The organism is Novipirellula sp., from assembly GCF_041583735.1.
Classification (GTDB): Bacteria; Planctomycetota; Planctomycetia; order Pirellulales; family Pirellulaceae; genus Novipirellula.
In genome coordinates, this window is the sequence record NZ_JBFHFD010000194.1 from 1 (window position 1) to 13,545 (window position 13,545).

The 13,545-nt window shown below is 53.5% G+C and carries 9 protein-coding genes; 4 read left to right on the plus strand and 5 right to left on the minus strand.

The features are described 5' to 3' along the window. The first annotated feature begins 39 nt into the window (after positions 1-39). Positions 40-3,252 carry a prenyltransferase/squalene oxidase repeat-containing protein gene (locus ABX962_RS15735; protein WP_372721009.1) on the plus strand — a complete coding sequence of 1,071 codons (3,213 nt, stop codon included), beginning with the start codon at positions 40-42 and terminating at the stop codon, positions 3,250-3,252. Positions 3,253-3,400: 148 nt separating this feature from the next. On the opposite strand, the gene ABX962_RS15740 is transcribed toward ABX962_RS15735, so the two are convergent. The 5 genes from ABX962_RS15740 to ABX962_RS15760 all read right to left on the minus strand — a co-directional run bounded on the left by ABX962_RS15740 (position 3,401) and on the right by ABX962_RS15760 (position 10,781). Continuing rightward, positions 3,401-4,090 carry a hypothetical protein gene (locus ABX962_RS15740; RefSeq protein ID WP_372721010.1) on the minus strand — a complete coding sequence of 230 codons (690 nt, stop codon included), beginning with the start codon at positions 4,088-4,090 and terminating at the stop codon, positions 3,401-3,403. 639 nt (positions 4,091-4,729) lie between these two features. Further along, a complete protein-coding gene (locus tag ABX962_RS15745; protein ID WP_372721011.1) occupies positions 4,730-6,070 on the minus strand; it encodes a Gfo/Idh/MocA family protein in 1,341 nt (446 codons plus the stop codon). 1,104 nt (positions 6,071-7,174) lie between these two features. Then, entirely contained in the window at positions 7,175-7,345 is a 171-nt protein-coding gene (locus ABX962_RS15750) for a hypothetical protein (RefSeq protein WP_372721012.1), read from the minus strand. Positions 7,346-7,460: 115 nt separating this feature from the next. After that, the gene (locus ABX962_RS15755) at positions 7,461-8,705 is read right to left on the minus strand and encodes a DUF1559 domain-containing protein (protein ID WP_372721013.1); all 1,245 of its coding nucleotides are present in this window, start codon (positions 8,703-8,705) and stop codon (positions 7,461-7,463) included. Between the two features lie 837 nt (positions 8,706-9,542). Further along, on the minus strand, positions 9,543-10,781 hold the full coding sequence (locus ABX962_RS15760) for a DUF1559 domain-containing protein (RefSeq protein ID WP_372721014.1): 1,239 nt from the start codon (positions 10,779-10,781) through the stop codon (positions 9,543-9,545). Positions 10,782-11,060: 279 nt separating this feature from the next. Here ABX962_RS15760 and ABX962_RS15765 point away from each other — a divergent pair, with 279 nt between their 5' ends. The 3 genes from ABX962_RS15765 to ABX962_RS15775 all read left to right on the plus strand — a co-directional run. Beyond that, complete coding sequence (locus ABX962_RS15765) at positions 11,061-11,492, plus strand: hypothetical protein (RefSeq protein ID WP_372721015.1); 432 nt, start codon at positions 11,061-11,063, stop codon at positions 11,490-11,492. Between the two features lie 75 nt (positions 11,493-11,567). Further along, a complete protein-coding gene (locus ABX962_RS15770) occupies positions 11,568-13,139 on the plus strand; it encodes a sulfatase (RefSeq protein WP_372721016.1) in 1,572 nt (523 codons plus the stop codon). 93 nt (positions 13,140-13,232) lie between these two features. Beyond that, positions 13,233-13,545: sulfatase-like hydrolase/transferase (locus tag ABX962_RS15775; protein WP_372721017.1), on the plus strand; the 313-nt coding region annotated here is incomplete at its 3' end.

Below are 13,545 nucleotides of genomic sequence, written 5' to 3' on the forward strand. Positions count from 1 at the left end.
AACATGCCTCGTACAACCGCCATTGTTGTTGCTATCCTTTTGTATGTTAGCTCCCACTGCCATCTGCTGGCGGCCGCGGAGCCGCTGAGTTTTTCTGCACGGGTGCACGATGCAGTCGAGCGATCGCTGCCGCTTCTGGAAATCGCGTCGGCGGAAACGTCGCAGCGCCGCACTTGCTTCACCTGTCACGGGCAAGCGATGCCAGTCGTGGTCTTTGCCGAAGCCCGCAAACATGGCTTTCACATCGACCCTGACAATCTGCTTCGCCAGCTTGAGCATACCTACTCGCACTTGAAACGGTCGCAGAAACAATATGCCGACGGTCGCGGCACGGGAGGGCAAGTCGATACGGCCGGTTGGGCTTTGTGGGGTCTGGAAGCTGGCGAGCGATCCGCAGACGACATTACCGATCCGGTCGTCGACTACTTGTTAGGCAAGCAACATGAAAGCGGCGTTTGGTCGTGCTCGAGCAATCGCCCGCCCTCGGAAAAAAGCAATTTCGCGACAACGTACTTGGCACTCCGCGCGATCGAGAACTTTGGTCGTCCCTCACATCAGGCGAAAATTGACGAGGCCACACAGAGTGCAGCGAAATGGTTTGAGACTGCGGAACCGAAAGACACAGAGGATCGTGTTTTTCAGCTGCTATCTCTGCCCTATGTCGGGCTTGACGAACGCTCCGAAAAACTGACTCAGGATTTGATTGCCCAGCAACGACCCGATGGCGGTTGGGCTCAACTAGCGGAGGTGGAAAGCGACGCCTATGCAACCGCAACGGTTCTGTATGCGTTGGCCGAGGCGGGGACGGCGGTAACGGAAGACAGCTACAAACGCGGTCTGGAGTATTTGCTGCGAACGCAATTGGACGACGGCTCGTGGCATGTCGTGTCGCGTAGTAAACCGTTCCAAACCTACTTTGAAACCGGTTATCCGCACGGCAAGGACCAATTCATCTCGACGACTGCGGCCTGCTGGGCAACACTGGTGTTGTTGAACGTTCTGCCTGAGCAGCCAGCTACGCCGATTGAAACGCTTGCCGACACGAAGCCGCTTCAGTGGCCTGAATCGGATCTATCAGGCCGCTTGATGAGCGGAGCTCACAAGTTCGTTGACTCGCGGATCGCCGTCGCCAACGAAAATCGCCACGAACTGAAAATTGATGACGTTCAGCAAGCATCGCTTCGATCAGAGCTTCGGACGGTACTTGGTGTTGTCGAACAACGTCTGCCACCGCGATTGGAACAATACGGTGATGCGGCAAACCCGGTACTGGTTGCCGAGTCGGATCGATTTCGCGTATTTCAAGTTCGCTGGCCGGTGTTCGCCAATGTTTTCGGCGAAGGACTTTGGGTGCAACAAAAGGAGTCCGCCATTGGCATGTGCGTTGTGGTTCCCGACGCCGATCAGTCGCCCGAACAATTGCTGGGACTCGCCGTAGGACTCGGCCCCAATGATCAGATTGCGAAGCGATTGGCAGCCAGTGGTTTCGACCTGATCATCCCGACAATCATCAGTCGCAAGAAAATGCAGACCGATGACGAGCGGATCATGCGAGCGGACATGACAGATCGCGAATGGATCTATCGGCAAGCGTTCCACATGGGCCGGCACGTGATCGGTTACGACCTGCAGCGGATTCTCGCAGCCGTCGATTGCTTCGCAGATCAAAACGAAGCCAACAAGCCGATCGGGATTGTCGGCTACGGTGAAGGGGGATTGATCGCCTTGCACGCCGCAGCAATTGACGATCGAATCGACAGCACACTCGTAAGCGGCTATTTCGATAGCAGTGATGCCGCTTGGTCCGAGCCGATCTACCGCAATGTGTGGCGGCGCTCGATGCGGCTTGGCAATGCCGAAGTTGCCTCTCTGATCGCCCCTCGTTCATTGCTGATTGAGCACAGTGAGTTTCCGGCCGCCGCCGGACACAAAGGCGACATCGTCACTCCGCCGTCCGATCGGGTACAGACCGAGTTCAACAGGATTCGGCAAACTGCGAAGGGGCAACCGCCACAACTCATTCTCGGTGACAACGACGTTCCGGCGACTCGTTGGTCCGACAAGGCTTTCTATGCATTCCTTAAAAGCTTTGACGCTACCGATACCGCCATAGCAATCGACGGCCTCGACGACCGACGTGCCGATGCAGTGTTGCGAATTGCACAGCGGCAGAAGCGATGCACCGATCAGGCCGAGCAGCACATTCAGGCTTTGGTGCGGCAATCTGAGCACATTCGAGACGACTTCTTCCTGTACAACGTGCACCCGGAATGGAAGGATCGACCTTGGAGCACGAACAAGACGCACGATGTCGTTGCGGATGACGTTTTTTTTGACGCCACAAAGGAGTTCCGCGAACGTTTTGTTAGCGAGGCAATGGGCCGTTTTGACGTGCCGCTTTTGCAACCTAATGCGCGGACACGAAAGGTTGCGGAAACCGACCAGTGGACTGCCTACGACGTGGTGCTAGACGTGCACGAGTCGTTGTTCGCCTGGGGCACGTTGTTGATTCCGAAAGATTTACAGCCAGGAGAACGACGACCTGTAGTGGTCTGCCAGCACGGTCGCAATGGCATCCCGCGTGATACGATTGACAACGGCAAGACGGCCTACAACGACTATGCCGCCAAGTTAGCCGAGCGAGGCTTTATCACGTTTGCGCCTCATAACTTGTATCGTGGTGAAGACAAGTATCGCTGGCTCGATCGCAAGGCCAATGCGATCGGTTGCACGCTGTTCAGCTTCATCATCGCCTCACACGATCAAATGCTCCAATGGCTGGACTCATTGCCCTTTGTCGATGGCGACCGGATTGCGTTCTACGGTCTGAGCTATGGCGGTGAGACCGCAGTCCGAGTGCCCACGGCGCTGCCGAAGTATTGTCTGTCGATCTGTTCGGGCGACTTCAACCAGTGGACACGCAAAGTGGCATCGACCGACCAACCATTCTCGTTCATGCGGTCTATCGAGTGGGAGATGCCTTACTGGAATCTCGGACACACGTTCGACTATGCGGAGATGACCTATCTAATGTACCCAAGACCGTTCATGGTGGAACGCGGTCATCACGACGGCGTCGGCAGCGACCACTGGGTGGCCCATGAATTCGCCAAAGTCCGCTGGCTGTACGCGCAATTCGGAAAATCAGATCGCGTCGGCATCGAGTTCTTCCAGGGCGGCCACAGCATCAATGGCCAAGGGACTTTTGATTTTCTTCACAAGCACCTGAACTGGCCGCCACCGCCGCAGTAAAGATCGTTCGCAGAAAGGGGGAGGGGTACCGGTGTTTTGCGTCATTGCAACAACGATGCCCGACCCCCGTTTTGCCTCCTTCGGACTCGAAACTACCCCAGTACCATTAGATATCTCTTACAATACAGTTCGCCTGCACACCAATAAGTCAGAAAGTTAAGTCAGAAAGTTCTTCCGTCAATTCGGGCAGATTGAGTGATTTTTCTTTCGCAAGCATAGCAAGAATGCTGGAATGAACGTCGAAGCAATCTCCCTCTGAGGCCTTTCGTGTTTTTGCATAACGTTTGAGAAGTATGAGGAGAAACTTTTGAAACAGTTTTTCGTCTCCTTGTTCAATCGATTCGTAACACTCTAAGAAGCGTTTTGCAGTCGCGTTCCGACCCTGCTTGATGCGCCGACAAATCGTTTTTGCCTTGGCCTTTCGGGCAGACATGGATAACGCGACGACCAAGTAGCAGTCGCAAATCTCCAGTGGAATTTGCGGAGATCCATGTCGATGCTTGCCCTCCAGACGCTCTGAACACATTGCCAGTCTGCCCGTCTCGTTCGCAAGTAGGCACAACGTTGCACCACGTACATAGCCGTCAATCCAATGTCGAGAAAACGGCCCTTTTTCATAGCCAGGAGCATCAACCCACCAGGTTCCTGTCATGAAGTTGACGAACAGCTCAACTCCCTTTTTCAAAATGCGTGCCGTCGGTATCTCTGGTTTGAATTCAAGATGAGCAAAGACGACAGCATTAAAGGCGACTGCAATGTCGCTGGTACGCTGGGTACCAGGATCCCAGTCGTCACGGAAATTTCCGAGTCTGGCATACTCCTCAGCGACCGCGGACATCGAGCGTTTTCCGAAACTTGCGTCATATACACTAAGCCGCTGAAATCGTTTTTTGCCCAATATAATTGTCTCCGTGGAATAGTTTTAGACAGATTTCGTTCAATACTTATTCCCCCACACTATGTTCCAGTTTCTTGCGTATTGCTGATTGGTCACCTTCAGGTGCGTATTTAGTAAGTCGAATCTAACAATCGCAGCCCCTCCCTCGTAGGAAGTCTTGAGCTTCGTTCGCTGAAAGGGGGCAGACACCAAGCGTTAGCATGAAACGCTCCAGAATCGTATTGCGCCGATTCGCTCGGTTCAGCGTGTGGTAAATCGCACGGGCCTCTTCGGCTCGTTGGGTTCACACCATCTGCCAAGCACCGCACAGTTTTTAGAAAGGACCGAAAACACGCCCATGTCAAAAATAACGGTCGGTGCCCCGCTTTTTCATCGTGGTCGGGGCCAGGATTTACGTCATCGTTCGGTTGACAGAGGTCTTTCAGCGTGTCTCTGCAAAAGCACTATCCGCCTGCCTCTGAAACCGTCTCCGGGGCGATTTCCGCCAAAGGTCTCGGGTGTCTTTGTTTTACGGGACCTCAAGGTTATACCTTCCGGAGTGCTTTCAGTCGCTTTTGGGTTTACAACCCGGCGAACCGACTAGACGCGATGGATTTCAAAGCCTTCGCGTGGCGTGCGTGCAAAGAACTTGGCGGCTTCCTCGTCGTCCAAGATTTGCTCCGACTTGGGATCCCACTTAATGGTACGTCCCAACCGTGCGGCAATCGCCGACAGATGGCAGGTACTCATCGCTTGCACGTGAGTAAAGACATCCGAGATCGGCTGCCCGCCTTCGCGAATACAGCGATAGAAGTTGTCCTTGTGACCCTCCGGTTTTTTACCTTTGTACAGCGCCATCACGTCGTCCTGGGTGAACTTGTCCTTGTCCCAGTTTTCTTCGATTGGCAGGCCTGTGATTTTGCCACGATTGACGAACATTTTACCCTTGGATCCTTCAAACGTGATCCCGTTGTCACCACGGCTGGTCACGTTCATCTCGATTCCGCCCTCGAATTTGCACTTCACAGCGAAGTCGTGCGCAGTGTTGTAGGAATCATCCACCGTCGCGTAGCCGTTCTCGTAGGGAACGGGATGCTTGGCGTCGCTGCCATCAATTTCGCTTGGGCCTTGACCGTCACCGTTTTGGCCAATCGCCCATGTTGCGATGTCAACATGATGAGCACCCCAGTCGGTGAACTTGCCGCCTGAGTACTCGTACCACCATCGGAATTCGTAGTGGCAACGTTTCTCACGGTAGTCGACCTTCGGAGCTTGCCCGAGCCACATGTTCCAATCCAATTCCTTTGGCGGATCCACGACAGGAAACGGTCCGCCGGTGGGGCTACCGTTGATGCCGACGGTTACCTTGGAGATATCGCCAAGCAACCCTTTCTGCACCATGTTCACCGCACGCAAAAACTTATTGCGATCGCTGCGCTGTTGCGTTCCCACAACGAATACCAAATCGGGATACTTACGACAGGCGTTACGAATCAATTGATTCTCTTCAAGCGTCAACGTCAGCGGCTTTTGGCAGAACACATGCTTGCCGGCTTCCAAAGCTTCAATGGCAATCTTCACGTGCCAATGATCAGGCGTGACGATGCTGACAACGTCAATGTCCTTGCGATCCAAGACCTCACGATAGTCTTTGTAAGTATCCGCTTTGCCTTTGCCAATCCGCTCGTCGTTCTTAGCCCGATCCGCATGGCGAGAATCAACGTCGCAAACCGCAACGATGTCACCAAAGTTCGCGTGACCACGAGCATCACCGGTGCCCATACTGCCGACACCGATACAACCAATGGTCGGTCGATCGTTCTTGGCTTCATTGGCAAAGCTTGCCTGGGTCCACGGGAAATAGGCAACCGCTCCAGTCGCCGCCGCCGCGGTTCCCGTGCGTTTCAAAAAGGTACGTCGATTCGCGTCGTATTTTTTCATTAGGTCTACACCAAAGAAGTATGGAAGCTAGGAGAGAGGGAAGCATACAGGATACTCTATCCGTGTTGGGGCGGAATCCAGTTGGGGCAGAATCCAGCCATTTACCACGCGGTTGCGAGCGTTTTCTAGGCAGCGGCGTTGGGTGAGGGGGCTGACCAAGCAATCCACCCACCGACGTTAACGCCGATTGCACCGGCTTTGCTCGCCGGTTACGTGGTTGTCTCCTCACCCGAGCAAAACTTATAGGCGTGCTCGACCTCTCCCCGACTTCGTCGGTGGAGAGGTAACCACAGTAGAGTCCGGAAGAAAAGCTCACCCTCAGTATTCGATGTCAAGCCAGAAGTTTTAACAGTTCAGGTTTAGGCTGGGCCGCTTACCGAAGGATTCGTAAGTTCCAGAGAGCGATTATCGTCCTTCTCCGCGATCTCGATTAACCGCGCCGCACGCGGACAGCAAATCACCTAGTGTCTCCAATTGTGGCATGTGCTCTCTGAGAATGTGCGGACCGTTACCAACAGTGGAACAGCGACCAGCCTTCATATCACCATTCCGATTGAGAGCCCCAGTAATGCATTGATCAGTGTGATTGCCAGCAACTACCGAGACAGCTTGCATTCGATGTCACGGGAAATTCTGATGGATTTTTGCTTCTCGTGAACAACAAAGGGGGCAAGTACCGTTGTGCTTCATCTCAGCATCAATGTCTAAACCTCCTTCGATTTGTCTTCAAAAGCTTTTAAACTGGCCGACACCACGTCGCTAAGACGCACAATGTCTCAATCGGTGCCCACCAACCTATTTGAAATTCATTTGACGTCTGGCAACGAACTTGATGACCTAGCGATTGCACGAATCCGATGCTTAGACATGTTCATGCGTGACAATTCGTCTCCAACGAGTAACACCACAGACGTAATCCGTGGGGACATCATGCTGAGACGCTAACGCCACCGATTGATACATCAAATCCAGTAATTTGCCCCATCACGGCGGTTCAGAGCAAAAAAAATCGAGGGCAGCCTAAGCGACTGCCCTCGATGGTCGTTTACTTGATGTCGGAGACTCAGGACACTGATCGATTGATGCGTCGAGCCTCTCGATGGATCAATCGGGTTGTCCCTGCCCCGCTTTTTCTTTTGCATCCACAGCCGCTTGAATTTCTTCGGCTGATCTTTCGGGGACGATCATTTTCGGCGGGCCGCCTGTATCGCAACCTGCGAGCGCCATCGAGATGCAACTGATCGCCAATAACAGAAATGGTTTCGTTTGTTTCATTTGGATTCTCATAATTTGTAGATGTTACTGAATGTCTCGCACGGAGCCCGTCCAGATTTTGATCATCTGGACGAACCTGATGAGACGGAACACGAATTAGCTAACTTGCGGTTGACTAGAGTGGATCCGAAACAATTTCGCGAGATGCTCGAGTACCCAATGCCCCCCAAAGTCCATAAGGGCTCGCACCGCCGACCAAGTTATTGTTGGAACTGCTGTAATAATACGGAGTTGCGGCTTCCGCATTACCCGCTTCGATCGAATCGGTAACAAATTTGACAGCACCGTCTCCCATCAACACATGAGTACCACCTTGGTGGCGGCTACTTGTGGACATGGGGCCACCGTAGGTCGCGGAGTTGCTCGAAGTCGTACAGGCAGCACTATTGGGTGCGTGCAAAGTGTAGAAACCCGAGAACACAGGCCCCCAATCGGCCCAGCGATACCCACGTTTGTCCGACGATGGCATCAGGGCCACGCCCGAAGCCTGCCAAAATTTTGGACGGGCGGGATCCACCAGATCGTCGCAGAGACCAGGCTCGAGAAAGGCCTGGCCGGCCGAAGGTGCCTGGGTTGACGAGGCAGCGACAATGCCAAGATCGGTGCGCACATCACGATCGCCAAGGTCGGTTGCAATTTCGCCACCCATGATCGTATTGGACAATCCGTCAAGCGTATCACGGAACTTCATCGCGACTCGCGGACGGAACATTCCACGGTGACTACCGCGTGCTCGCTCGCCGGCGGTGGCTTCCGAAACTCCACCAGGATAACCTCGGTGATCGCCCCAAGGATGAGGGTCAGTGTAATGATAGACATAGATTCCGTCCCCGAGACAACACGCGTAATTGGTACGGCCTTGTGCAGGCAGCCCGGTGCCGGGATCACTTGGGCAACGGAACCCTGGAATCTCGCTCGCCCATGGCACATAGCCGTCTTGGGTCCAAGGGTTGGGCCCCATCGGACTCCACGGGCCGGTCATGGCGGTACCGGTCGTATTTTCGAGACTCGGGTTAGAGATTTTTTCCCATAACGCTTGCTGCTCGATGAACGGGGTCAAACCGACCAGGAAGCTAAGCCGACGTGAACTGCGGCCACCCCCCGAGGTGATATTACCTCCGCCGTCGCCAAACCCGTTGCCGTTTGCACCGCCGCCTTGGACCGGCATTTGATTGAAGGTCGAATGATAGTTGTGGATTGCCAAGCCGATTTGCTTGAAATTGTTGCTACAACTCATTCGCCTAGCGGCCTCACGAGCCGCTTGCACTGCCGGCAACAGAAGCCCGACAAGCACCCCGATAATCGCAATCACCACTAGTAGCTCGACTAGCGTGAATCCCTGTGAAACCTTCGATTTCATTGCCTACCCTTTGATCTAAACAAAAAATAAAACGTGATGTGACACTCCAGCGAAACTCCTTGACGGAAGCCTTCGTGTGACGTAATGGGAATGCGAACAACCAAAGGGGACGCGGCAAGAATCAGAACGTTGCGTAGGTACAACGCACTCCCACTTAAGATCCTAGCGCTTATCCACGGCCGGTGATTGGATAAAGTAGTTGCCGTATAAAGTATTTGCGCACAACCAATCCAATTCGCCACTGCGGCATTGCAACCGCGAGTATGACAACCGGAGACCCGGGGGGACGCCCAGCCATTGACGCTTCCCTGAATTGGACTGCGATTTCATTCCGACTTGTACGCAGGCCTGCTTGTATCGGAGCGGTCATTAAGGGCGTATTGCATGCGGCGCAACAAAAAAGCCCACCTCATTCGGACTTGCCGACGGAGATGGGCTTTTGCGACGCAACGGAACCATGCAGACAGCGAGAATCAGATCCCGCTCTCACCTAAGGCTCGTTACTCGTAACTCACTCAGCATATTCTGCCGGAGGAGGATCATTCAATTCCGGATGATCCTTCAACAATTGCTCAACATCGGAAGCGCTATAGCTTTTTTCGACTTTCTTTTCTGCGCAACCCACGGAGCACACCGCCAATAACAAAACAGCAAACGAAAACACACGAACGTTCATATCAAACTCAGATTTCTGAGGAAACAATTAGGACAGCTCATTTCAAGAACAACGAGGATGATTTCGCCGGCCTCGAGCATGAGAAAACAAAAGAAGCATTGATCAACAAAAAAGCGTGCCCAGAGCCCCGGGCACGCTGTCTAAACCATGGCACTTAGCCATTAAAACTCATCGCTAACCACTTCCTTGGAAGCCCGGGTGCCAAGTGCCCCCCAGACTCCAAAGGGGCTTGCCGAACCGGGCATCGACATCGCGTCATCGTTCTGGTTATCGACCGAGACCATCGCTCGGCCCCCCAGATTTCCTGCGTCAATGGAGTCCGTAATGAATTTGACGGCGCCATCGCCCATCAAAACATGAGCACCGCCTTGGTGCCGACTGCTCGGTGGGCATACCGCTTCGGATTGGTGCCAATTGGCGCTGAAGCACATCTCTCGGTTTGGCGGCAGGACCGTGTAAACCCCTGAGTGCAGATGCAAGCCCCAGGCCCAGCGATAACCACGTCGATTGTCGACGGAACTCGATGTGAAAGGTGCACCCGAATCCCAGAACAAAGGCCGATCCGAATCGACAAAGGTTTCGCAAGACAATGCACCGCCCGTCGATTTCAACGGTCCGGTCGGTCCGGAGTTACCGTTGACAGGGGTCGATCGTTTGTCATTGTCACCAATGTCGGTGATCATCTCACCCATCGCGATCGTGTTCGACAAACCATCCAACACATCACGAAAGGCAGATTTCAACTGACTCTTGAAGAAGCCTCGGTTGCTGGCGTTGGCTTCTTGGAAGATGCTCGTCGATTTCGCAGTCCCATTCGTGTTATAGATCTGGCCAAGGTTGGTCGCATCGACGGAGTCGCCCATGCATACGCCATAATTGGTACGGCCCATCGCAGGAAGCCCAACGCCTGGATCGCTTGGGCAGCGGAATGTTGGAATATCCGACTCAAACGGATTGTAAGGCCCAGCATTAGATGCAACGAGACGGCTGAACGAACGGCCAGGGTAAGGGCCCATGGCAGCGTAGAGGTTCCCGGCGCCGGGTTCGCCCGCAGGAACTTGGTACGGATTAGAGATTTGCTCCCACAGTGCTTGCTGTTCGATGAACGGCGTAAAGCCGACCAATGCGGACAATTCAAGACTGTTGCTTCCGGGGGCCAGTTCTCGGCCCGAAGTCAGCGTGGCGGTCCCTCCGCCCTGGAGCGGCAATTGACGATAGGTCGATTCGTAGTTGTGCATCGCCAAGCCGATTTGCTTGAAGTTGTTGCTACAACTCATTCGCCTAGCAGCCTCGCGAGCCGCTTGCACCGCCGGCAACAGAAGTCCGACAAGCACCCCAATAATCGCGATCACCACCAGTAGTTCGACTAGTGTGAATCCTTTTGAAATCTTCGATTTCATTGCTTACCTTTGTTAATCTATCCAGATAAAGAAAACGTAATGTGACAGTCCCGAAAGCCCCGTTTAGAAAAGCCTTCGAGTGACGCAGTGGGGACGCGGTAAACCGTAAGGGGAGGCGGCAAAAATCGGAACGTTGTGTAGGCACAACGCATTCCCCACACACAAAGTCTAGAATCCAACCACGATCGGTGATTGGATCAATTAGTTGCTATATGAAGTATTTGCGCACAACGCATTAAATCGCCCCTGGCTCGCCCCCTTCATAATCGCAGTCAAGACATGCGAAAAACGCCGCTCAGCAGTGCCAACCAACTCGTGCGGCCTTGTGTTTTTGTGGCAAACTCAACCCCCGCGAGCCGCCTATTGCGCATCAATCCACCGCTACAACGCAAAGCAGTTGTTTGCCCCTTTCGGCACACCGCGTACGACAACGGCAAACACCTAGGTGGATCCCGTCACAATATTTTTTCGCTGAAAAAATTAACAGGAAAACATAAAACGCCCAATCCAATCGCCCCGTTCGACCGACATTTGCACGCTATCCTACTTTCTTCCGCTAAAACCACTTTGCAAATGGATTCGGCTACCGCCGGCATCTCACAACCAGAGACGCCACATTGCGGCGGAAGTTCATCGAACCGTCTCCGTCGCATTCGCCTGCATGCGGAAGCCCGCATTGCAATCGCCATTGTCATTACTAACATCGATTAGACTGCAGTGCTTGCACAGCAGTCGATTGTGCAACGCCCTCACCCCACCTGTGACGCTAGCGTCGAAAGCAAAAAGATGAAGCTCTCTATCAGTACGATTTACGCCAGTATCGCTTGGCTCTTGTTATGCCCGTGGATGCCCGAATTGTCCGCTGCGGATTCGGATCGTCCCAACATCGTGTTCATCTTTTCAGACGATCACGCGGTCAATGCGATCTCGGCTTATGGCGGTCCTTTAGCCGAAGCAGCTCCCACGCCCAACATCGATCAAATCGCCAGAGAAGGAGCACTGTTTCAAAATTCATTCTGTGCAAACTCGATCTGCGGCCCGTCGCGTGCCTGCATCTTGACCGGGAAACACAGTCACAAAAATGGCTTCATGCGAAACGATGGCAAGGGCTTTGATTCAAGCCAATGGACGTTCGCAAAATCGATTCAAGCGGCTGGTTACCAAACCGCGATAATCGGCAAGTGGCATTTAAAAACCGATCCCGTCGGGTTCGACTACTGGGAGATACTGCCGGGACAGGGGCACTACTACAACCCCGTCTTCTTGCAGATGGATGGATCGCAGAAAAAGTTCGAAGGCTATGTCACGGACCTAACAACTGACAAGTCAATTGACTGGCTGCAGCAACGAGACAAGGACAAACCGTTCTTGTTGATGTGCCAGCACAAGGCTCCACACCGAACGTTTGCACCAGCGATTCGTCACTTGGGAACACTCGACGATGTCGAAATCCCAGAACCCGCGACGCTGTTTGACAATTACGCCAATCGCTCCGCCACGCTGGCGAAGAACGAAATGGAAATCGACCGCCACATGACTTGGGCCTACGATTTGAAACTTCGCGATGATGAACGAGGTGATCTTAAACTACCCTCGTTTCGAAATTACGGAACGCCTGAATACAACCGAATGACAAGCGAGCAGCGAGTCCAGTGGGACGCTCACTTTGCACCGAAAAACGCCGAGTTCGTTCGCGACTATCGCGCCGGCAAAATCAATCACCGCCAAATGGTGCAGTGGAAGTATCGCCGCTATGCACAAAACTATCTTGAAACGGTCAAGGCTGTCGACGACAGCGTGGGTCGTTTGCTGAAATACCTTGACGACAACGATCTGGCAGAAAACACGATCGTGATCTATTCGTCCGACCAAGGATTTTATCTGGGCGAACACGGTTGGTTCGACAAACGATGGATGTTTGAAGAATCATTCAAAATGCCCTTTGTGATTCGTTGGCCCGGAATGATCAAACCGGGCTCGCGACCCGAAGCCTTGATCCAAAACATCGACTACGCACCGACGTTCATGGAATGTGCAGGATTGCCGGTTCCAGATGAAGTCCAAGGACACTCGCTAATGCCCGTATTGCGTGACAGTTCCGCGAAAGTGCGTGACTCGCTGTACTATGCCTACTATGAACTTGGCGAACACGCGGTCCCGCAACACTTCGGAGTCCGCACGAAGAATCACAAGCTATTCTACCTTCCCGCGACCGACGAATGGCAGATGTTCGATCTAAATAAGGATCCGAACGAGTTGGTGAATGTTTACCACAACCCAGAATACTCGGCCGTACGAACCCAATTGTCACAAGAGTACGAACGGCTTCGCCGCGAGTTCGAAGCGCCGAACTATTAACAAGCGAAGCCTAAGAAACAACGCCCGCTAGCGAAGCCATCTAGCCAGAATCACGATAACGGGATTGATCCCATTTACGCTCGGAGAATACGAATGCAACCGATTGCCACCCCCTTTCGCCGTTTGCGATGGATGATACCGTCGCTGATGAGCTGTCTGCTATGGACATCGCTATCGCTGCCGGCGGTGGCGGAGCAGCCGAATGTTCTGTTCATTTCGGTTGACGATCTAAACGATTGGATCGGATGTTTAAAGGGACACCCGCAAGCCCGCACGCCAAACATCGACCGGCTTGCGGAATCGGGAATGCTGTTCACCAACGCTCATTGCGGATCTCCTGCGTGCAACGGATCTCGATCGGCGATCATGTCGGGACAACCGGCCTACGTTTCCGGCATGTATGACA